The organism is Modestobacter sp. I12A-02662 (assembly GCF_041028325.1).
Classification (GTDB): domain Bacteria; phylum Actinomycetota; class Actinomycetes; order Mycobacteriales; family Geodermatophilaceae; genus Modestobacter.
This window is the reverse complement of sequence record NZ_JABGDE010000012.1, coordinates 124,254-143,770: the sequence shown is the minus strand read 5'-3', so window position 1 is coordinate 143,770 and position 19,517 is coordinate 124,254. Positions and strand designations below refer to the sequence as shown.

At 74.3% G+C, this 19,517-nt stretch carries 20 protein-coding genes and 1 tRNA gene; 11 read left to right on the top strand and 10 right to left on the bottom strand.

The genetic code is table 11. The features are described 5' to 3' along the window. Window positions 1-34 precede the first annotated feature (34 nt). From HL189_RS18150 to dnaK, 4 genes are all read right to left on the bottom strand, one after another. Window positions 35-460 carry a helix-turn-helix transcriptional regulator gene (locus tag HL189_RS18150; protein ID WP_369135120.1) on the bottom strand — a complete coding sequence of 142 codons (426 nt, stop codon included), beginning with the start codon at window positions 458-460 and terminating at the stop codon, window positions 35-37. Then, complete coding sequence (dnaJ, locus tag HL189_RS18145) at window positions 457-1,683, bottom strand: molecular chaperone DnaJ (protein ID WP_369135119.1); 1,227 nt, start codon at window positions 1,681-1,683, stop codon at window positions 457-459. Before dnaJ ends, HL189_RS18150 begins: the two co-directional genes overlap by 4 nt. Before the next feature lie 82 nt (window positions 1,684-1,765). Further along, window positions 1,766-2,473: a nucleotide exchange factor GrpE gene (gene grpE / locus HL189_RS18140; protein WP_369135118.1), complete on the bottom strand. Its 708-nt coding sequence runs from the start codon at window positions 2,471-2,473 to the stop codon at window positions 1,766-1,768. Window positions 2,474-2,537: 64 nt separating this feature from the next. Further along, a complete protein-coding gene (gene dnaK / locus HL189_RS18135; protein ID WP_369135117.1) occupies window positions 2,538-4,436 on the bottom strand; it encodes a molecular chaperone DnaK in 1,899 nt (632 codons plus the stop codon). A gap of 326 nt (window positions 4,437-4,762) precedes the next feature. Here dnaK and HL189_RS18130 point away from each other — a divergent pair, with 326 nt between their 5' ends. The 3 genes from HL189_RS18130 (at window position 4,763) to HL189_RS18120 (ending at window position 9,057) form a co-directional block, all read left to right on the top strand. Further along, window positions 4,763-7,048 (top strand): (Fe-S)-binding protein, encoded by a 2,286-nt coding sequence (locus HL189_RS18130; RefSeq protein WP_369135116.1) that lies wholly within the window; start codon window positions 4,763-4,765, stop codon window positions 7,046-7,048. A 73-nt stretch (window positions 7,049-7,121) separates the two neighbouring features. Beyond that, on the top strand, window positions 7,122-7,685 hold the full coding sequence (locus HL189_RS18125) for a hypothetical protein (RefSeq protein WP_369135115.1): 564 nt from the start codon (window positions 7,122-7,124) through the stop codon (window positions 7,683-7,685). 67 nt (window positions 7,686-7,752) lie between these two features. Then, window positions 7,753-9,057: a CynX/NimT family MFS transporter gene (locus HL189_RS18120; protein ID WP_369135114.1), complete on the top strand. Its 1,305-nt coding sequence runs from the start codon at window positions 7,753-7,755 to the stop codon at window positions 9,055-9,057. Here the strand turns inward: HL189_RS18120 and HL189_RS18115 are convergent. Next, window positions 9,032-9,826, bottom strand: coding sequence for a methylase (locus HL189_RS18115; RefSeq protein WP_369135113.1), 795 nt, complete (start codon window positions 9,824-9,826; stop codon window positions 9,032-9,034). The genes HL189_RS18120 and HL189_RS18115 overlap by 26 nt on opposite strands. Before the next feature lie 152 nt (window positions 9,827-9,978). Here HL189_RS18115 and HL189_RS18110 point away from each other — a divergent pair, with 152 nt between their 5' ends. Then, window positions 9,979-11,151: a glycosyltransferase family 4 protein gene (locus HL189_RS18110; protein WP_369135112.1), complete on the top strand. Its 1,173-nt coding sequence runs from the start codon at window positions 9,979-9,981 to the stop codon at window positions 11,149-11,151. Window positions 11,152-11,182: 31 nt separating this feature from the next. Here the strand turns inward: HL189_RS18110 and dcd are convergent, their stop codons facing one another. From dcd to HL189_RS18095, 3 genes are all read right to left on the bottom strand, one after another. After that, window positions 11,183-11,788, bottom strand: coding sequence for a dCTP deaminase (gene dcd / locus HL189_RS18105; protein ID WP_369135111.1), 606 nt, complete (start codon window positions 11,786-11,788; stop codon window positions 11,183-11,185). A 70-nt stretch (window positions 11,789-11,858) separates the two neighbouring features. Beyond that, a complete protein-coding gene (locus HL189_RS18100) occupies window positions 11,859-13,007 on the bottom strand; it encodes an RNA polymerase sigma factor (RefSeq protein ID WP_369135110.1) in 1,149 nt (382 codons plus the stop codon). 4 nt (window positions 13,008-13,011) lie between these two features. Further along, window positions 13,012-13,419 (bottom strand): YciI family protein, encoded by a 408-nt coding sequence (locus HL189_RS18095; protein WP_369135109.1) that lies wholly within the window; start codon window positions 13,417-13,419, stop codon window positions 13,012-13,014. A gap of 211 nt (window positions 13,420-13,630) precedes the next feature. Here HL189_RS18095 and HL189_RS18090 point away from each other — a divergent pair, with 211 nt between their 5' ends. Both HL189_RS18090 and HL189_RS18085 read left to right on the top strand, forming a co-directional pair. Further along, entirely contained in the window at window positions 13,631-14,338 is a 708-nt protein-coding gene (locus tag HL189_RS18090; RefSeq protein WP_369135108.1) for a DUF899 domain-containing protein, read from the top strand. A 111-nt stretch (window positions 14,339-14,449) separates the two neighbouring features. Then, window positions 14,450-14,520, top strand: a tRNA-Gly gene (locus HL189_RS18085). A gap of 33 nt (window positions 14,521-14,553) precedes the next feature. Here the strand turns inward: HL189_RS18085 and HL189_RS18080 are convergent. Further along, complete coding sequence (locus HL189_RS18080; RefSeq protein WP_369135107.1) at window positions 14,554-15,438, bottom strand: MOSC domain-containing protein; 885 nt, start codon at window positions 15,436-15,438, stop codon at window positions 14,554-14,556. Window positions 15,439-15,515: 77 nt separating this feature from the next. Between HL189_RS18080 and HL189_RS18075 the strand changes: the two genes are divergently transcribed. The 5 genes from HL189_RS18075 (at window position 15,516) to dhaM (ending at window position 18,478) form a co-directional block, all read left to right on the top strand. Continuing rightward, window positions 15,516-16,064: a GNAT family N-acetyltransferase gene (locus tag HL189_RS18075; RefSeq protein ID WP_369135106.1), complete on the top strand. Its 549-nt coding sequence runs from the start codon at window positions 15,516-15,518 to the stop codon at window positions 16,062-16,064. 108 nt (window positions 16,065-16,172) lie between these two features. Then, on the top strand, window positions 16,173-16,319 hold the full coding sequence (locus HL189_RS18070; RefSeq protein WP_369135105.1) for a hypothetical protein: 147 nt from the start codon (window positions 16,173-16,175) through the stop codon (window positions 16,317-16,319). A gap of 70 nt (window positions 16,320-16,389) precedes the next feature. Next, window positions 16,390-17,391, top strand: coding sequence for a dihydroxyacetone kinase subunit DhaK (dhaK, locus tag HL189_RS18065; RefSeq protein ID WP_369135104.1), 1,002 nt, complete (start codon window positions 16,390-16,392; stop codon window positions 17,389-17,391). Next, window positions 17,391-18,035, top strand: a complete 645-nt coding sequence (dhaL, locus tag HL189_RS18060; RefSeq protein ID WP_369135103.1) for a dihydroxyacetone kinase subunit DhaL — start codon at window positions 17,391-17,393, stop codon at window positions 18,033-18,035. Before dhaK ends, dhaL begins: the two co-directional genes overlap by 1 nt. 5 nt (window positions 18,036-18,040) lie before the next feature. Continuing rightward, on the top strand, window positions 18,041-18,478 hold the full coding sequence (dhaM, locus tag HL189_RS18055; RefSeq protein WP_369135102.1) for a dihydroxyacetone kinase phosphoryl donor subunit DhaM: 438 nt from the start codon (window positions 18,041-18,043) through the stop codon (window positions 18,476-18,478). Here dhaM and HL189_RS18050 read toward each other — a convergent pair. Continuing rightward, a complete protein-coding gene (locus tag HL189_RS18050) occupies window positions 18,451-19,479 on the bottom strand; it encodes a type III polyketide synthase (RefSeq protein WP_369135101.1) in 1,029 nt (342 codons plus the stop codon). The two genes, dhaM and HL189_RS18050, sit on opposite strands and share 28 nt — an antisense overlap. Between the last annotated feature and the right edge of the window lie 38 nt (window positions 19,480-19,517).

Here is a 19,517-nt window from a genome sequence, read left to right as displayed (position 1 = left end):
CGACGTGCGACCACGACGCATCGTTCCCGCCCGGTCAGGACGACGGGCGCCAGACCACCAGCGCGGAGCCGGACGTGCGCGGCACCAGGTCCCGCCGGTACGTCGCAGCGACCGCCGACTCGGCGGCGATCCGACGGGTCTCGGAGACCTCGAGCTCGTGCAGCAGCTCGGTGACCCGGACCTGCAGCGACTCGACCCGCGACTCGAGGTCGATGATGCGCTTGATCCCGGCCAGGTTGACGCCGTCCTCCTGGCTCAGCCGCTGCACCTCGCGCAGCAGCTCGACGTCGCGCGGGCTGTACCGACGACCGCCGCCGGGGGTCCGCCCCGGGCTGACCAGGCCCAGCCGGTCGTACTGGCGCAGGGTCTGCGCGTGCATGCCGGCCAGCTCGGCGGCCACCGAGATGACGAACACCGGGGCGTCCTCGGCGAAGCCGCGGCCGGTGTCGGACGTGGTCATCGGGAACCCCCCTCACGCAGGACCGCGGTGATCTCCGGGCGCGGGTCGTCGGGCAGCTCCGCGGCGAGCTTCTCGACGGCCTCGCGAGCGCCGGGGGTGAGCCGCGTGGGCACGGCCACCTCGACGGTGACCAGCAGGTCCCCGGAGTGGCCCTTGCCGTGCACGCCGCGCCCCCGCACGCGGAACGTCCGGCCGCTGGACGTGCCGGCCGGCACCTTGAGCGACACCGAGCCCTCGAGGGTGGGGACGGTGAGCGTCGTCCCGAGGGCGGCCTCGGCGAAGGAGATGGGCACGGTGAGCGTCAGGTCCTCCCCGCTGCGGCCGAAGAGGTCGTGGCCGCTGACGTGGACGACGACGAACAGGTCACCGGCCGGGCCGCCACGGCGACCGGGCGCGCCCTTGCCGGGCAGCCGGATCCGCTGGCCGTCCTTCACCCCCGCGGGGATGCGCACGGTGATCGTGCGGATCTGCGTGGTGACGCCGCTGCCCCGGCAGTCGGCGCAGGGGTCGTCGACGACCGAGCCGGTGCCCCGGCACTCACGGCACGGCTCGGAGAAGGCGAAGGCGCCCTGGCTGCGGCTGGTGACGCCGGCGCCGTTGCACACCGGGCAGGTGTGCGGGCTCGTCCCCGGCTTCGCGCCGGTGCCGGCGCAGGTCGGGCAGGTGCCCGGGCTCTGCATCCGCAGCGGCACGGTCACGCCCAGCACGGCCTCGTCGAAGGCGAGGGTCGCCTCGGTCTCGACGTCCTGGCCACGAGCCGGGCCGGACGCCGCCTGGCTCCGGGTGCGCGCGCTCGCGCCGGGGCCCGCGGCGCCACCGAACAGGCCACCGAACAGGTCGCCCAGCCCCCCGGCGCGCCCCGCGCCCGCACCGGCGCCGTTGAGCAGGTCGCCGAAGTCGAACGTCGTGCCCCCGGCGCCGCCGGGGAACCCGCCGGGGAAGCCCGCGCCGGGCGTGCCGGCGCCGGGCCGGAACCCCCCGGCCCCGAACAGCCGCCGGGCCTCGTCGTACTCGGCTCGCCGCTTGGTGTCGGAGAGCACGTCGTAGGCCTCCGACACCTCCTTGAAGCGGGTCTCGGCCTGCGTGTTGCCGGGGTTCTTGTCCGGGTGGAGCTCGCGGGCGAGCTGCCGGTAGGCCTTCTTGATGGCCGCCGCGTCGGCGTCCTTGGGGACGCCCAGGGCGGCGTAGTAGTCCTTCTCGATGAAGTCCCGGGTGCTGCTCATCGGGCGCCTCCTCTCTGCAGTGCTGACGGGGTACCGGCCCGGCCCCCGCTGTGCGGGGACCGGGCCGGGTGGAGCGCTGGGCTCAGCGGGCCGCCGGGTCCTCGCCCGGCTGCCCGTCGGCCGGCTCCGCGCTCCCTGCCGGCTCCGCGGTCCCGACCGGCTCCGCCGTCCCGACCGGCTCCGCCGCCGCGACCGGCTCTGCCGCCGGGGCGGCCGCCTGCTCGGGGTCGGTGACCCCGACCATCGCCGTCCGCAGCACCCGGTCGCCCCGGCGGAAGCCCGGGCGCAGCACCGTCGTGGCGGTCGGCACCGCCACCTCCGGCGAGGTGTCGTGCAGCACCGCCTCGTGCAGTGAGGGGTCGAACGGGTCACCGGGCTTGCCGAAGGACTCGACGCCGAGCCCGTCGAGCAGCCCCAGCACCCGGTCGGCGACGAGCTTGAACGCGCCGGTCAGGTCACCGTGGTCACGGGCCCGCTCGATGTCGTCGACGATCGGGAACAGCTGCCCGGCGAACCGCTCGGCGGCCTGGTCGACGACCAGGACCCGGTCGCGGTCCACCCGGCGCCGGTAGTTGGCGTACTCGGCGGTGACCCGCTGCAGGTCCTCGGTCCGCTCGGCCAGCTGGCGGGCGAGCTCGTCGTCCACCAGCGGGGCCTGCTCGGCGACCGGAGCCGCCCCCATGTCGTGCTCGCTCATCTGCTCTCCCTGCGCCACCGGGGCGCCGGTCGGGTCGATGCGCCGCTTGTCGCGGATCACGACCCGCGGCGCCTGCTCGTCCTGCTGGCTCATCGCTCACCTCCGCGACCGCCGGCCCGGGACCCCGGGCCGGCGGTTCTGGAACCCAGCGGCGTCGTCACCGCTTGTCGGTGTCCTCGTCCACGATCTCGGCGTCGACGACGTCGTCGTCCGAGGACCTCGTCGCGCCGGCGTCGCCGGTCGCGCCGGCCCCACCGGTCGCGCCGCCGAAGCCCGCGGCACCGGGCTCGCCCGCGGCACCGGCACCGTCGGCCTGGGCCTGGGCGTAGAGCGCGCCACCGACCTCCTGCGAGACCCGGGCGACCTTCTCCTGCGCCGCCTTGATCGCGGCGATGTCTGAGCCGCCCAGCGAGGAGCGCAGCTCGGTGAGGGCCTCGCCGAGCTCGTCCTTCTTGTCGGCCGGGATCTTGTCGCCGTTCTCCGCCAGGAACTTCTCCGTCTGGTACTGCAGCGACTCGGCCAGGTTGCGGGTCTCGGCCTCCTCGCGACGGCGCTTGTCCTCCTCGGCGTGCGCCTCGGCGTCCCGCATCATGCGCTCGATGTCGTCCTTGGGCAGGGCGGACCCGCCGGTGATCGTCATCGACTGCTCCTTGCCCGTGCCGAGGTCCTTGGCGTGGACGTGCACGATGCCGTTCGCGTCGATGTCGAAGGCGACCTCGATCTGCGGCACGCCGCGCGGCGCCGGCGGCAGACCGGTCAGCTCGAACATGCCGAGCTTCTTGTTGTAGGCGGCCATCTCGCGCTCGCCCTGGAAGACCTGGATCTGCACGGACGGCTGGTTGTCGTCGGCCGTCGTGAAGATCTCCGAGCGCTTGGTCGGGATCGTGGTGTTGCGCTCGATGAGCCTGGTCATGATCCCGCCCTTGGTCTCGATGCCCAGGGACAGCGGGGTGACGTCGAGCAGCAGGACGTCCTTGACCTCACCGCGGAGGACACCGGCCTGCAGCGCGGCGCCGACGGCGACGACCTCGTCGGGGTTGACGCCCTTGTTGGGCTCCTTGCCGCCGGTCAGCTCGCGCACCAGGTCGGTGACGGCCGGCATGCGGGTCGAGCCACCGACGAGGACCACGTGGTCGATGTCGCTGAGCTTGACGCCGGCGTCCCGGATCGCCTGGTTGAACGGGGCCTTGGCGCGGTCCAGGAGGTCCTGGGTCATCCGCTGGAACTCCGCGCGGGTCATCGTGACGTCGAGGTGCAGCGGACCCTCGGCGCCGGCGGTGATGTAGGGCAGGTTGACGTTGGTCGACTGCGCGCCGGACAGCTCGATCTTGGCCTTCTCGGCGGCCTCCCGGAGCCGCTGCATGGCCAGCTTGTCCTTGGACAGGTCGATGCCGCTCTGGGCGTTGAAGGTCTGCACCAGGTGCTTGACGACCCGCTCGTCCCAGTCGTCGCCACCGAGCTGGTTGTCACCGGCGGTCGCCTTGACCTCGATGACGCCGTCGCCGATCTCCAGCAGCGACACGTCGAACGTGCCACCACCGAGGTCGAAGACGAGGATCGTCTGCTCGGTCTCGCCCTTGTCCAGGCCGTAGGCCAGCGCGGCCGCGGTCGGCTCGTTGACGATGCGCAGGACGTTCAGGCCCGCGATCTCGCCGGCCTCCTTGGTCGCCTGCCGCTGCGCGTCCTCGAAGTAGGCCGGGACCGTGATGACGGCGTCGGTGACCGGCTCACCCAGGTACGTCTCGGCGTCCCGCTTCAGCTTCTGCAGGACGCGGGCGCTGATCTCCTGCGGGGTGTACGGCTTGCCGTCGATGTCGCCGGTCTTCCACGTCGTGCCCATGTGGCGCTTGACGCTGCGGATGGTGCGGTCGACGTTGGTGACGGCCTGGTTCTTGGCCGACTGGCCGACCAGGACCTCGCCGTTCTTGGCGAAGGCGACGACCGAGGGGGTCGTGCGGGAGCCCTCGGAGTTCGCGATGACGGTGGGCTCACCGCCCTCGAGGACCGCGACGACGGAGTTGGTGGTGCCCAGGTCGATTCCGACCGCTCGTGCCATGGAAGGCCTCTCCTCTGCTGCGGGTGGGGTGGTGCTGGTCCGGGGTCGAGGGGCCGCGAGCGCCTTGCGCCGGGTCCGCTCAACTTTCCTGCCCACCGTAACGGCAGGCCCGGCCGTGGTGTTCCCCGGGTCCCGGATTCCTCACGCGCAGGCGCTCGGCCGAGCACCCGCGCCGTGTGGCCGCGACCCGCGCGGTGCGCCGTCGGGGAGGCGACCACACCGGGAGGGCCGGGACCGCGTGTTACCGACGAGTAGCGTGTGGCCGCCCGGTTATCGTCCGTGCCGGGTGGGCGACGTCGCCCGCACCCGCGCACGAGAGGGAGCCCATGGGCCCGCTTCAGATCGTCCTCGGCACGCTGGCCGTGCTCCTGCTCGTCGTGTCGGTGGTCTACGCGACCAAGGCCGTGCGGGCGATGCTGCGGATCCTCCGGACCGGCCAGCCCGACCCCGGCCGCACCCAGCCGGTGGGCAAGCGCCTGAAGACGCTGGCGATCGAGTCGCTGGGGCACACCCGGATGCTCAAGTGGTCGGCCATCGGCGTCGCCCACTGGTTCGTCTTCGTCGGGTTCTACGGCCTGTTCCTCACCCTGGTCGAGGCCTTCGGCGAGGTCTGGGACCCGGCGTTCCGCCTGCCGCTGATCGGCGAGTGGAGCCTGTGGAACCTCTTCGTCGACGTCATCGGCACCGGGACGACGCTGGGCATCCTGTACCTGATCGTCCGGCGGCAGCTCGACCACCCCCGCCGGCAGGGCCGCAGCAGCCGGTTCGCCGGGTCCAACGAGGGCCGCGGGTACTTCGTCGAGGCCGTCGTCCTGGTCATCGGCGTCTGCATCCTGACCATCCGCGCGATCAAGGTCGCCGCCGGGCTCACCGACGCGCCGGCCTGGTCGCACCCGGTCTCCGGGGCGCTGGCGAACATCGTCCCGGCCAACCCCGACCTGCTGTCGGTCGTCGCCTTCGTCAAGGTGGTCGTCAGCCTGGTCTGGCTGATCGTGATCTCCCGGATCCTGAACTTCGGCGTCGCCTGGCACCGGTTCAGCGCCTTCTTCAACATCTACCTCAAGCGCGACCCGGACGGCGCCCCCGCACTGGGCCCGCTGCAGCCGATGATGAGCGACGGCAAGCCGATCGACTTCGAGGACCCGGGCGAGGACGACGTCTTCGGCCGCGGCAAGATCGAGGACTTCACCTGGAAGGGGATGCTGGACTTCACCACCTGCACCGAGTGCGGGCGGTGCCAGAGCCAGTGCCCGGCCTGGAACACCGGCAAGCCGCTGTCGCCCAAGATGGTGGTGATGGACCTGCGGGACCACCTGTACGCCAAGGCCCCGTACCTCACCGGCGAGCGCAAGGCGTCCGACGACGCCCCGGACTTCGCCGACTACTCGGTCCTCGAGCCCAGCGACGAGCAGGTCTGGGCCTCCGGCTACGCCCGCATCCCCGGCACCAACGACGCCCAGGCGCACCGCCCGCTGGTCGGCACCCTCGAGGAGGGCGGGGTCATCGACCCCGACGTGCTGTGGAGCTGCACGAACTGCGGCGCCTGCGTCGAGCAGTGCCCGGTCGACATCGAGCACGTCGACCACATCATGGACATGCGCCGCTACCAGACCATGATCGAGTCCAGCTTCCCCTCCGAGGCCGGCGTGATGATGCGCAACCTGGAGAACCGCGGGAACCCCTGGGGCGTGGGCGGCAACGTCCGAGAGGACTGGATGAAGGACCTCGACTTCGAGGTCCGCACGGTCGACGGCGAGATCACCGACGACGTCGAGTACCTGTTCTGGGTCGGCTGCGCCGGCGCCATCGACGACCGCGCGAAGAAGGTCACCAAGGCCGTCGCCGAGCTGCTGCACATCGCCGGGGTGGAGTTCGCCGTCCTCGGCAAGGGCGAGACCTGCTCGGGTGACCCGGCCCGCCGGATGGGCAACGAGTTCCTCTTCCAGCAGCTGGCGATGGAGAACGTCGAGACGCTCAACGCGGTCTTCGAGGAGCGGCCGGCCGGACGGCGGAAGATCGTCGCCACCTGCCCGCACTGCTTCAACTCCCTCGGCCGCGAGTACCCGCAGCTCGGCGGCGACTACGAGGTGGTCCACCACACCCAGCTGCTCGGCACGCTCGTCGAGGAGGGCCGGCTCACCCCGGTCACCCCGGTCGACCGCAAGGTCACCTACCACGACCCGTGCTTCCTGGGCCGGCACAACAAGGTCTACACGCCGCCGCGGGAGATCCTCGACTCCGTGCAGGGCCTGCGCACCCAGGAGATGCACCGCTGCAAGGACCGCGGCTTCTGCTGCGGCGCCGGCGGGGCGCGGATGTGGATGGAGGAGAAGATCGGCAAGCGGATCAACGTCGAGCGCACCGAGGAGGCGCTCGAGCTCGATCCCGACGTCATCTCCACCGCGTGCCCGTTCTGCATCACCATGCTGTCCGACGCGGTCACCAGCAAGCAGCAGGCCGGCGAGGCGAAGGAGCACGTCGAGGTGCTGGACGTGAGCCAGATCCTGCTCCGCTCGCTGGCCCCGGTCGGGGCGCCCGGCACCGAGTCCGGCCCGGGGGTCGGCACCGAGCCCAACGACCCGGCGGGCACCGGGTCCGCCGCCACGCAGTGAGAGGACCACCCTTCCCCCCACGCCTCGCGAGCTCGGCGCGGGCCCTGGAGGGTGGCCGTAAGACACTGGGGGCGTGACGGCGTTCTTCGGCGGGGACCGCGGCCGGGTCGACCCCGAGCTGGCCGCGGGCAACCGCCGCACGCGCATGCACTACGCCCGCGACGTCAACGACGAGCGGGCCCTGGCCGCCGAGGACCGGCCGCCCGTCCGCCGCAGCGGGCACTGGACGCTGCTCGCCGTCCTCGTCGTCGTCCTGGCCGTGCTGGCCGCCGTCGGCAGCCGGGACGGCGACGAGGTCCCGCTGGCCGCCGACTGCGACACCCCGGCGATCGGGGTCTCCAGCAGCGTCGTCACGGCCGGCACCGTGCTGCGGTACCGGCTCACCGGCCCGGACGACGCCTCCTACGTGGTCACCCTCGACGGCGAGGCGGTGCGCGGGGACGCCGGCAGCACCGTCAGCTACACCACCACGCCCGCCGGCCCGGCGCTGCGGCTGCGGCAGTGCCTGAGCCCGACCCTGGCGCTGGCCGCCCCGGCCGGGGACGGGCCGCACGAGCTCGCGCTGCTGCGGGTGGCCGGGGACGGCACGACCGAGCAGCTGACGGCGGTCACGGTGACCGTCGAGGGCACCCGGTAGCAGCGGGACACGTCGACAGCGGGGTGGCTCCAGATCGCCGCCGGCGGCTGGAGGACAATCCGGGCACGTGACCCGCACCGCTGCTCCCGCACCGCACGCCCCCACCCGACGTGGGCTCCTGGTGGTGGGGACGGCGATCGTCCTGACCGGGTTCAACCTGCGCACCTCGGTGAACAGCGTCGGCCCGGTGCTCGAGGAGGTCGAGCACGGCCTGGGCATCTCCTCCGGCATGGCCGGGCTGATCACCAGCATGCCGGTGCTGTGCTTCGCGCTGATCGGTTTCGCCGGCCCGCCGCTGGCCGCCCGCTACCGGGACGGGCACGTGCTCGCCGCGGCGCTGCTCGTCATGACGGCGGGCCTGGTCGGCCGCGTGGCGACGACCTCGGTGTGGCTATTCCTGCTCGGCACGGTGGCCACCATGGCCGGCGGTGCGCTGGGCAACGTGCTGCTGCCGGGGCTGGTGAAGAAGTGGTTCCCGCACCGGACGGGCCTGCTGGTCGGCGCCTACAGCACCGCCATGGCCGTGGGCGGGGCCGTCGCCGGCGTCTCCACGGCGCCGATCGCCGCGGCGACGGGCGCGGACGGCTGGCGCTGGGGGCTGGGGATCTGGGCGGTGTTCGCGCTGGTCGCCGCGCTGCCGTGGATGTTCGTCCCGCGCCACCCGCGGGCGGCGCGCGGCGGGCACACCGCCGTCCGGCTGCGGGCCCTCGCCGGCAGCCCGCTCACCTGGGCCATGGCCGCGTTCTTCGGCCTGCAGGCGATGCAGGCCTACGTGATCATCGGGTGGACGGCGCAGTACCTGCGCGACCAAGGCATGTCGGCGGCCGCGGCGGGCGTGCTGGTCGGCATCAACGCGCTGATCGCGATCCCGCTGGGCGCCGTCGTCCCGATGCTCACCGTCCGGGCGCACCTGCAGCGCCCGATGCTGGCCGGCTTCACGGCCTGCTACCTCGCCGGCTGGACCGGCCTGCTGCTGGCGCCGCTGACGCTGAGCTGGCTGTGGGTGACCCTGCTGGGCCTGGGCATGGGCACCTTCGCCATGGTGCTGACCCTGTTCGGTCTGCGCGGCCGCACCCCGGAGTCCGTGGCGGCGCTGTCCACGGTCGCCCAGGGTCTGGGGTACGCCTTCGCCGGGATCGGCCCGCTGCTGGTCGGGCTGCTGCGGGGTCTCACCGGCGGGTACACCGGCATGTTCGTGCTCGTCTACGCCGGAGTCGTCCTGCTGTTCATCACCGGCTGGCTGACCTGCCGTGAGCGGTACGTCGACGACGAGGTGCCCGGGCTGCCCGGGGCGTCGGGTCCGCACCTGGCGCCGGAGGTGGAGGTCGCCGGGACGGAGCCCCCGGTCACGGTGCGCCCGCCGCGGCGGTGACGGGCAGCTGGAGCGCCCGCAGCAGCTGCACCGTGCGGTCGCGGGTGATCTGCGGCGACCGGGTCAGCAGCGCGACGGCGACGACGTACTCGTCCTCGCCCGCCCAGCCGCGGCCCTCGGCGGTGATCCGCGCGATGTGCTCGCGCACCTTCGGCTCCCGGCTGTAGGCGCCGAACTCCAGCCCCATGGCCAGGAAGTTCGCCGTCCGGTAGCCCAGCTCCCCCGCGCAGGCCAGGGTCGTGGCGGGGTCGGAGTAGCTGGGCAGCGCCATCAGGACGTGGTCGAACCCGGCCCGCACCAGCCGCAGCGCCAGGTCGTTTCCGTACCGGCCGCCCCACAGCTCGGGCATGAGCAGGTCGCCGTCGGGCGCCGGTAGGTACGGCGGGTTGGCGATGACGGTGCGGGTCCGGTCCGCGCCCGCCCCCGCCGCCCAGGCGAAGAAGTCGCCGTGCTCGATGGTGTAGCGGTCCGCCACACCCAGGCCGGCGATGGTCCGCCGGGCCCGCTCGACGGAGGTGGCGCTGATGTCCGTGCCGTGGACCCGCAACCCCGGGACGGCGCGGACCACGTGGGCGATGGCCCGGGCGTCGCCGCTGCCAAGCTCCGCGACGCCCTCGGTCCCCCACGAGAGCACCGACGCGTACTGGGTGAGCAGGAGCTGGACGCCGAAGGCGTAGTGCGCGGACTCCTCCGCGCAGTCGAAGAAGCCGTCGACGACGTGGTTCCCGGAGCTCGGTGGCAACAGCACTGCGGTGTCCCGTGGGTCCATGGCCCAGTGTTGCCCAGGAACACGCGCCGTCACCCCGCGCCCGGCCGTGAGTTCACCCGACCGTGCGCCGGCGGTCGCCCGGTGGATCGCGGCGGGACGGCCGCCGGTCGGCTACCGTGCCGGGACCCCGAGCGGAAGGCGACCAGCCGCGGATGACGGTGCCGGACGAACGCCTGTTCATGACCCTGCGGCGGCCCGACCGCACCGGCGCGCCGCGGATGGCGCTGGAGTTCGCGCGGGCGCTGCGCGCCGACGGGCTCGACCTGACCCTCGTGCACGGCCCGCTCCCGCGCACCGGGCCCAGCATCCTGCCCGACGTCGCCGGCGTCGGTGTCCGGACCGTCCTCGAACCGCGACTGGAGCGGCCGTGGGACCCCCGGCTCGTCCGCGCCCTGGCCGCGCGGGTGCGCCGCGACGGCGGCCGCTGCGTCATCGGGGTCAACCAGAGCGACCGCGCGCCGGCGCTGCTGGCCGCTGCCCGCGCCGGCGTGCCCGGGGTGCTCATGGTGCAGAACCAGCACCGCTTCCACGGCCCGCGCCCGCTGGCCGCCGCGAAGCGGCGCAGCTACCAGGCCGTCGTCGCCCGGCACACCACCCTCGCCGTCTGCACGTCCACGGTGGTGCGCGACGAGATGACCGCCTTCGGCGTGCCGGCCGAGCGCACCGTCGTCCTCCCCAACGGCATCTCCGTGCCGGCTCCGGTCGCGCTGACCGGGGCCGAGCGGGCCCGCCTGCGGGGGCAGATGGGCGCCGGCGAGGGCGACCTCCTGCTGCTCAACGTGGGCCGGCTCGACCCGCAGAAGGGACAGGACCTCCTGCTCGCGGCCCTCGACGGCGTTCCCGCGCCGGTGCACGTGGCTCTCGTCGGGGACGCCGTCGCGACGCGGCGGTCGGCGGACCACGAGGCGGTCCTCCACCGGCAGGTCCGGCGTCTGGGGCTGGAGCGCCGGGTCAGCTTCCCGGGCTGGCGGGACGACGTCCCCCGGTTGCTGGCGGCCGCCGACGGCTACGTGCACACCGCCCGCTGGGAGGGTCCCGCGCTGCCGCTCTCGGTCCTGGAGGCCATGGCCGCCGGCTGCCCCACCGTCTTCACCGACTGCTCGGGCCGGCCGCCGGTGTTCGAGGAGGGCCGGGACGGGCTGCTGGCCCGCAGCGAGGACCCCACCTCCATCCGGGAACGGATCGCCGAGCTGGCCGCGATGCCTCCCGCCGACCGCGCGGCCATGGGCGCGGCCGGTGCCGAGCTCGTCCGGGCGCACTACCGGGTGGAGGACCTCGGCCGGACCTTCAGCAGGCTCGTCCGAGGTGTGCTCGACGCCGGGTGAGGTCCTCGCCCGGCCGCCCGCTCCGGCCGGGTCAGTCCGGCGGACCGGCCGGTTCCGGACGGCGGGTCTCGGCGCGGCTGAAGTTCCGGAACGAGCGCGACGGCGTCGGCCCGCGCTGGTCCTGGTACCGGGAGCCGTACACCGACGAGCCGTACGGGTGCTCGGCGGCCGACGTGAGCCGGAACAGGCACAGCTGCCCGATCTTCATCCCCGGCCACAGGGTGATCGGCAGGTTCGCGACGTTGGACAGCTCGAGCGTGATGTGGCCGCTGAAACCGGGGTCGACGAACCCGGCGGTGGAGTGCGTGAGCAGGCCGAGCCGTCCCAGCGAGCTCTTCCCCTCGAGCCTCGCGGCGAGGTCGTCGGGGACGGTGAACACCTCCAGCGTGGAGCCGAGCACGAACTCCCCGGGGTGCAGCACGAACGGGTCGTCCCCGGCGGGCTCGACCAGGGTGGTGAGGTCGTCCTGCTGCTGGGCCGGGTCGATGTGCGTGTACCGGGCGTTGTTGAACACCCGGAAGAAGCGGTCGAGCCGGACGTCGATGCTCGAGGGCTGCACCATCGCCTCGTCGAAGGGCTCGATGCCGAGCCGGCCGGTGGCCAGCGCGGCCCGGATGTCGCGGTCGGACAGCAGCATGGCTGCGGAGTCTAGGGACGGGGCCCCGCCCGGGCGCTGGAGGGCCGGGGCAGCGCCCGGGCCGCGCTGCTCAGCCGCGACGCAGGTCCGCGTTGAGCCGGGCGGCCTGCCGCGTGAGGTGGTCGCGTTCGGGGAGGTCCGACGCTGCCCGGGCGGCGTCGGCGTAGAGCCGGGCTGCGGCGGCGAGGTCCCCGTCCCGCTCGTGCAGGTACGCGGCGACGGCGGCGTGGCGGGGCAGGGAGGGGTCGAGCTCCGCGAGGGCGGCGAGGCCGGCCCGGGCGCCGTCCGCCTCACCCACCGCGACGGCGCGGTTGAGGCGGGCCACCGGGCTGCCGGTGAGCCGCACCAGCTCGTCGTACCACTCGACGATCTGCACCCAGTCGGTCTCCTCGGCCGTGCGGGCGTCGGCGTGCAGGGCGGCGATGGCGGCCTGGGCCTGGTACTCCCCCAGCCGGTCCCGGGCCAGAGCGGCCTGGAGCACGTCGACGCCCTCGGCGATGAGCCGGGTGTCCCACCGGCTGCGGTCCTGCTCGGCGAGCGGCACGAGGCTGCCGTCGGGGCGGGTCCGGGCCGGGCGCCGCGCGGAGTGCAGCAGCATGAGCGCGAGCAGGCCCGCGACCTCCTCGTGCCGGGTCCTGGCCGCGAGCTGACGGGTGAGCCGGATGGCCTCCGCGGCGAGGTCGACGTCGCCGGAGTAGCCCTCGTTGAAGACCAGGTAGAGCACGCGCAGCACCGTGCCGACGTCCCCGGGCTGGTCGAACCGGACGCCCGAGACGGTCCGCTTGGCCCGGCTGATCCGCTGGGCCATCGTCGCCTCCGGCACGAGGTAGGCCTGAGCGATCTGACGCGTGGTCAGCCCGCCGACCGCGCGGAGGGTGAGGGCGACCGCCGAGGCCGGCGTCAGGGACGGGTGGGCGCACAGGAAGTACATCTGGAGGGTGTCGTCCACCTCGGTGCCCGGCCCGGGCGCCGGCTCGTCGTCGACGAGGACCTCGCGCCGCTGCCGGGAGGTGTCGGCGCGGACGGCGTCGAGGAACCTGCGCCACGCCACCGCCACCAGCCACCCCTTGGGGTCCCGCGGCGGATCGTCCGGCCAGACGCGCACGGCTTCGACCAGGGCGTCCTGGACGGCGTCCTCGGCCGCCGCGAAGTCGGCTCCGCGGCGGCCGAGCACCCCGATCACGGTGGGGATGAGCGCCCGCAGCTGGACTTCGTCCACCGCGTCACTCCGTGATGGTCTGCGGCGCGCCCAGGAAGGGACGCAGCTCGAGCCACTCGTGGATCGGCCTGCCACCGGCTCCGGGAGCCGCGGACAGCTCGCCCGCGAGCTCGAGCGCCCGGTCGTAGGTGTCGACGTCGATCACCATCCAGCCGGCGATGAGGTCCTTGGTCTCCGCGAACGGGCCGTCTGTGACCGGCGGGCGCCCCTCGCCGTCGTAGCGGACGAACGTGCCCCTCGGCGAGAGCTCCTGGCCGTCGACGAACTCACCGGTGCCCTGGAGCCGGGCCGCGAAGTCCCGCATGTACTGCACGTGGGCCATGACCTCCTCCGGCGTCCACTGGTCCATCGGCACGTCGTTGACCGCCGCCGGCGCGCCCCGGTAGTGCTTGAGCAGCAGGTACTTGGCCATGGTCTCCTCCTCGGTGGGGTACGGCCCAGTGTGGCCGTGTGCACCCCTGGGACGGAGCCGCGCCCGGGTTCTCGACATCCCCCCGGTCGGTGCGCACGAGTCGCTGGTCCGGGACGAATTGGCAGACGAACCGGCAGTCGCCGGACCGGCTGCTGGTCCGCGCACCGGCCGGGCGGGACCGGCAGCGGGATCGAGCGGAAGGGGTACGGGCATGGTGGATGCTCCCTCGACCCACCACGACGACGTCGGGCTCCCGGAGGTGGTCTCCCCCGTCGAGTGGCGCGCGTCGTTCGAGGCGCTGCTGGCGAAGGAGAAGGCACTCACGGCTGCCCGCGACGAGCTGTCCGCCGAGCGCCGGCGGATGCCGATGGTGCGCGTCGACACCGGCTACCGCTTCGTGGGACCCGGGGGCGAGGTGGGCCTGCTGGAACTCTTCGAGGGCCGCCGGCAACTCATCGTCTACCGCTTCTTCTACGCGCCCGACGTCGAGGGCTGGCCGGAGGGAGCGTGCTCGGGCTGCTCCATGTTCGCGGACGGCGTCACGCATCCCGCGCACCTGAACGCGCGCGACACCACCCTCGCCTTCGTGTCGGCCGCACCTCAGGAACGGATCGAGATCTACCGCGCGCGGATGGGGTGGAGCGTGCCCTGGTACACGCTCGTCGGTGAGGGCTTCTCCCGGGACTTCGGCGTGGCGGAGGTGTTCGGCCTCAACGTGTTCGTCCGGGACGGTGACGAGGTGTTCCGCACCTACTTCGTCAACGGGCGCGGGGTCGAGGCAGTCGGACCCACGTTCACCCTGCTCGACCTCACACCGCTCGGCCGCCAGGAGACCTGGGAGGACTCCCCGGCCGGTCGCCCACAGGGTGAACCGTACGTCTGGTGGCGACTCCACGACGAGTACACCGACGCTCACTGAGCGGCGCGCGCACCCCGCCCCGCAGGAGGACCGTCGATCGGGACCCGTGTACGATCTCCGAGAGCGCTCACCGAGCGGCGGGCTCCACGTCCACGCCGTCGGAGAGCCTCCGCGGGTGTAGTTCAATGGTAGAACATCAGCTTCCCAAGCTGACAGTGCGAGTTCGATTCTCGTCACCCGCTCTCCGCGGAGCCGACCGCCGCCGACCGACGAGGTCAGGCGAGCCGGATGGCCGCCCCCACCCGGATCTCCCCGTCCCCGAGGACGTCGGCGCGCAGCCCTCCCCGGTGGATCAGCGGCCGCAGGACCCCCGGGCCGCTGAGCCGTTCCAGGTGTGCGCACGGCTCGCACAGCCGGCGACCCGCGCAGACGACGTCCCCGATCCGGAACTTCCGCCCGACCAGGGCGTTGACGTCGATGCCGCGGGTGAGGACGTTCCGCCGGGTGCCGGCGAAGTCCAGGGCGTGCCCGGCCGCGGCCAGCTCGTCGAGGACCTCTGCGGCCACCAGCGTGAGGTCGTACCCGGGTCGCCGGTCCGCGCGCGGGCTGAACGTGCCGGCGCCGGCGGCATAGCGGTCGCCCTCGAGACCACGACCGGAGCGCGCCTGCGCGGCCTCCAGCACCTGCATCGGGGCCTCCGCGACGGGCGCCACGGCGAGACCGGCGACGGTGCCGCGCAGCTCCGGCTCGGCCTGCTGCCGGTGCAGCACCGGGTCGAGGGACGCGACGGCGTGGGCCTGCCGGATGCGGAGGTCCGACGTCGCCCGGCCCAGCAGCGCAGGTGCCTGCGGGCTGAGCACCACCCCCGGCGGCGTGCCGAAGGCCAGCACGGCGACCTCGGCCGGCCCGGCCGCCGCCGGGTCCTCGACGACGGCGATCCACCAGCCGGCCCACTGGAAGCGCTGCGGATCGGCGATGGGCACCAGCCCCGACCCGTGCCCGGCCAGCCAGGTCCGCCAGGCGCCCAGCGCGTGCGCCAGGTCGTCGCCGGGCAGCGGCAGGTCCGTGACGGGGACCTCGGTGACCGACGCCAGGCAGGCGGCGAACCCGCGGGTCAGCGCACCCGTCGCCGGTCCGGGCAGGAGCTCGACGTCGATCACGGGCCCATCGTGGCAGTTCCGGCCACCGGCCGACGGGCCGAGGCCACGGGCGGGGCCGCCTGCGCTTGACTGGCCCGGTGCCCGCTCCTGGACTGCGGCTGCGCACCGCCCCCACGGCCGACCTCTCCCCCCGCGAGCTCGCCGCCGTGCGCGCCCTCCTCGACGACGCGTTCACCGGCCGGTTCGACGACGAGGACTGGGCGCACGCCCTCGGCGGGCTGCACGTGCTCGCCAGCGCGGACGGGCAGCTGGCCGGCCACGCGTCCCTCGTCGGCCGGCAGCTGATCGCCGACGGCCGCACCCTGCGCACCGGGTACGTGGAGGCGGTCGCCACCGCCGCGCCGATGCGCCGTCGCGGGGTCGGGGCCGCGGTCATGGCGGAGATCGAGCGGCTGATCGCCGGCGGCGCGGAGCTCGGGGCGCTGGCGTCCAGCGCGGCGGCCGTCAACTTCTACCGGGCGCGCGGCTGGCTGCGCTGGACCGGCCCGACCGCGGCACTCACCCCCGGGGGCCCGGTGGAGACGCCGGACGAGGCGGTCCTCGTGCTGCCCACCCCGGCCACCCCGGCGCCGTTGGACCCCACCGGCCGTCTGGTCTGCGACTGGCGCCGCGGCGACCTGTGGTGATGCGCGCCAGGAGCCGCGCAGCAGTGCATTGCCCGCCGGCCGGGGCCGCTCCTAGGGTCTGCTCCGCCGGGACACCGACGTCCCGGCGCCCCTCCCCCGGAGGTCCCCGTGGTCGATCGGCTGGAGCGAAGCACCCTGACCGGTGAGCTCGCCGGCACCTCCACCCTCATCCTGTCCGGCGCCCCGCGCGGCGGCGAGCACGACGAGGTCCGGTCCGGCAGCCGCGGCCGGCCGAACGCACCCGACGGTCCCTGACCGACCCCGCCCCCGCGGAGGCCCGTCCCGAGGAACGGGCCTCCCTCCGCGCTCAGAGACAGGAGCACCGGTGAAGAAGCTCATCAACGCGACGGCCGACGTCGTCCCCGAGGCGCTGCGCGGCATGGCCGCCGCCCACCCCGAGCTGCGGGTCGACGTGGACAACCGCGTGGTGGTCCGGGGCGACGCCCCGGTGCGGGGCAAGGTCGGCCTCGTCTCCGGCGGCGGCTCGGGGCACGAGCCGATGCACGCCGGGTTCGTCGGCCCGGGGATGCTCGACGCGGCCTGCGCCGGCGAGGTGTTCACCTCCCCGGTACCGGACCAGGTGGTCGCCGCGACGACCGCCGTCGACGGCGGTGCCGGCGTCCTGCACATCGTGAAGAACTACACCGGCGACGTCATGAACTTCGAGATGGCGGCGGAACTGGTGGCCGCCGAGTCCGGCACCGAGGTCAGCGCGGTGGTCGTCGACGACGACGTCGCGGTGCAGGACAGCCTGTACACCGCCGGACGGCGCGGGGTGGGCGCCACGGTGCTCCTGGAGAAGATGGCCGGGGCCGCGGCGGAGCAGGGCCGCCCGCTCGCCGAGGTCACCGAGGTCGCCCGCACGGTGAACGCCCGGGCGCGCAGCATGGGCGTCGCCCTCACCTCCTGCACCGTGCCGGCCGCCGGGAAGCCGACCTTCGACCTGCCCGAGGGTGAGATGGAGATCGGCATCGGCATCCACGGGGAGCCCGGACGGCGCCGCGTCCCGGTCGCCCCCGCCCGGGAGATCGCCGAGATGCTGGTCGAGCCGGTGCTCGGCGACCTGGACTTCACCGGCGGCGACGGCGTCCTGGTCTTCCTCAACGGCATGGGCGGCTCACCGCTGATCGAGCTGTACCTCATGTACGCCGAGGTGGTCGGTGTCCTGGAGAAGTCCGGGGTGCCCGTGGCCCGGTCGCTGGTCGGCTCCTACATGACCAGCCTGGAGATGGCCGGCTGCTCGGTCACCCTCGTGCGGATGGACGACGACCTGCTGCGGTTGTGGGACGCCCCGGTGCGGACGCCCGCGCTGCGGTGGGGGGTCTGATGGCCTCGGAGCTGGGCGTCCCGGAGCTGGAGGGCTGGGTCCGGGCGTTCGCCGCGGCCGTCGCCGAGCACCGGGACGAGCTGACCGCGCTCGACTCGGCCATCGGCGACGCCGACCACGGGGCCAACATGGACCGGGGCATGTCCGCGGTGGTCGCCGCGCTCGACGGCGGGCCGCCGGCGGACGCGGCAGCGCTGTTCAAGCTCGTCGGCGCCACGCTGGTGAGCAAGGTCGGCGGGGCGAGCGGCCCGCTCTACGGCACCTTCTTCCTGCGCGTCGCCGGCGCCGGCGGGGCCGGGCCCTGGGACGCCGGCACGGTCGCGAAGGCGCTGCGCGCCGGGGTCGAGGGCGTCGTGGCCCGCGGCAAGGCCGAGCCCGGGGACAAGACGATGCTCGACGCGCTCCTCCCCGCGTGCGATGCGCTGGAGGCCGCGCTGGCCGCCGGTCAGCCGCTCGCCGACGCCGTGGGCGCCGCCGCGACCGCCGCGGTGGAGGGCCGGGACGCGACGAAGCAGCTGCAGGCCCGCAAGGGCCGGGCGAGCTACCTGGGCGAGCGCAGCATCGGGCACGTCGACCCGGGTGCCACCTCCGCGGCGCTGCTCGTCGAGGCGGCGGCCACGGCGCTGGTCCCGGCGCAGGGCTGACCGGCGTGCCCCGGGTCGGCCTGGTCGTCGTCTCGCACAGCCGCCCGCTGGCGGAGGCCGCGGTCACCCTCGCCCGGCAGATGCTCACCGGCGCGGACGTGGCCGTCGAGGTCGCCGCCGGCACCGACGACGGCGGCCTGGGCACCGACGCGTTCGCGATCTCCGAGGCGATCGCCGCCGCCGACTCCGGTGACGGCGTCGTGGTGCTCATGGACCTCGGCAGCGCCGTGCTCTCCGCCGAGACGGCGCTCGAGCTGCTCGACGACGGCGTCCGGGACCGGGTGCTGCTCAGCCCGGGGCCGCTGGTGGAGGGCCTGATCGGGGCGGTGGTGGTCGCGGCCGGCGGCGCCGACCGGGACCGGGTCGCCGCGGAGGCGCTCCGCGGGCTGGCCCCCAAGCAGGCCCACCTCGGCGGTCAGGAGGGGAGCAGCAGCGTCGCGTAGAGGGTGAGCCCGGGGCCGAACGCCATCGCGACCACCGGGCCGTCGACGTCCCGCAGCTCGTCGAGCACCAGCAGCACGGTCGCGGACGAGCAGTTGCCGTGCTCGGCCAGCACCCGGCGGGAGGCGCCGATCTGCTCCTCGGTCAGGCCCAGCTCGTCGCGGACGACGTCGAGGATGCGCGGCCCACCGGGGTGCACCGCCCAGCCCGCGACGTCCTCCCGCCGCAGCCCCGCCCCGGTCAGCAGCTCGTCGACGACCCCGCCGACGTGCCGGGCCAGCACGTCGGGCACCCGCGGCGACAGCCCCATCCGGAAGCCGAGGTCGGTGACGTCCCACGTCATGTGGTCGGCGGTGGCGTAGTCGGTGCGGGCCACCATTCCGGCCACCCGCCGGCCGCGCCGGGCGCCGGGCTCCACGACGACGGCGGCCGCCGCGTCGCTGAACAGCGCGTGCGCGACCACCTGCTCCAGGTCCCGCTGGGCCGGCTGCACGTGCAGGCTGGTCAGCTCGCAGCAGAGCAGCACCGCGGGCCGGGCCCGGGCGGCCACGAAGTCGCTGACCGCGGCCAGCCCCGGCAGCGCGGCGTAGCAGCCCATGTGGCCGACCAGCAGGCGCTGCAGCTGGGCCGGCATGCCGAGGTCCTGGGCCAGCCGGATGTCCAGCCCCGGGGTGGCGTAACCGGTGCAGGTGGCGACGGCGAAGAGGCCGACGTCCCCCGGGGCGAGCCCCGCGGCGTCCAGCGCCCCGGCCACCGCCTGCTTGCCCAGCGGCAGCGCCTCGGTGACGTACCGGGTCATCCGGGCCGCGGTCCCCCAGCCGGAGAGGTCCTCGGTGACCGGGTCGGCGACGGCGTGCCGGGTGCGCACCCCGGTGTTCTTGAAGATCCGCTCGGCCGACCGCAGCCCCGCGTAGTGACGGGCGAAGAAGCCCTCCCAGACGGCGTCCTGCTCGTAGGTCGCCGGCAGCGCGCGCCCGGAGCCCGTGACGACCGCAGCGCTCACGGAGCGGTCACCAGCACGTTCCCCCGCAGCGCCCCGTT

Excerpts from the sequence above, each read along its gene's own strand:
- HL189_RS18150 (WP_369135120.1), bottom strand. The coding sequence starts at position 460 with ATGACCACGTCCGACACCGGCCGCGGCTTCGCCGAGGACGCCCCGGTG.
- dnaJ (WP_369135119.1), bottom strand. The coding sequence starts at position 1,683 with ATGAGCAGCACCCGGGACTTCATCGAGAAGGACTACTACGCCGCCCTG.
- grpE (WP_369135118.1), bottom strand. The coding sequence starts at position 2,473 with ATGAGCCAGCAGGACGAGCAGGCGCCGCGGGTCGTGATCCGCGACAAG.
- dnaK (WP_369135117.1), bottom strand. The coding sequence starts at position 4,436 with ATGGCACGAGCGGTCGGAATCGACCTGGGCACCACCAACTCCGTCGTC.
- HL189_RS18130 (WP_369135116.1), top strand. The coding sequence starts at position 4,763 with ATGGGCCCGCTTCAGATCGTCCTCGGCACGCTGGCCGTGCTCCTGCTC.
- HL189_RS18115 (WP_369135113.1), bottom strand. The coding sequence starts at position 9,826 with ATGGACCCACGGGACACCGCAGTGCTGTTGCCACCGAGCTCCGGGAAC.
- HL189_RS18110 (WP_369135112.1), top strand. The coding sequence starts at position 9,979 with ATGACGGTGCCGGACGAACGCCTGTTCATGACCCTGCGGCGGCCCGAC.
- dcd (WP_369135111.1), bottom strand. The coding sequence starts at position 11,788 with ATGCTGCTGTCCGACCGCGACATCCGGGCCGCGCTGGCCACCGGCCGG.
- HL189_RS18095 (WP_369135109.1), bottom strand. The coding sequence starts at position 13,419 with ATGGCCAAGTACCTGCTGCTCAAGCACTACCGGGGCGCGCCGGCGGCG.
- HL189_RS18090 (WP_369135108.1), top strand. The coding sequence starts at position 13,631 with ATGGTGGATGCTCCCTCGACCCACCACGACGACGTCGGGCTCCCGGAG.
- dhaL (WP_369135103.1), top strand. The coding sequence starts at position 17,391 with ATGGCCTCGGAGCTGGGCGTCCCGGAGCTGGAGGGCTGGGTCCGGGCG.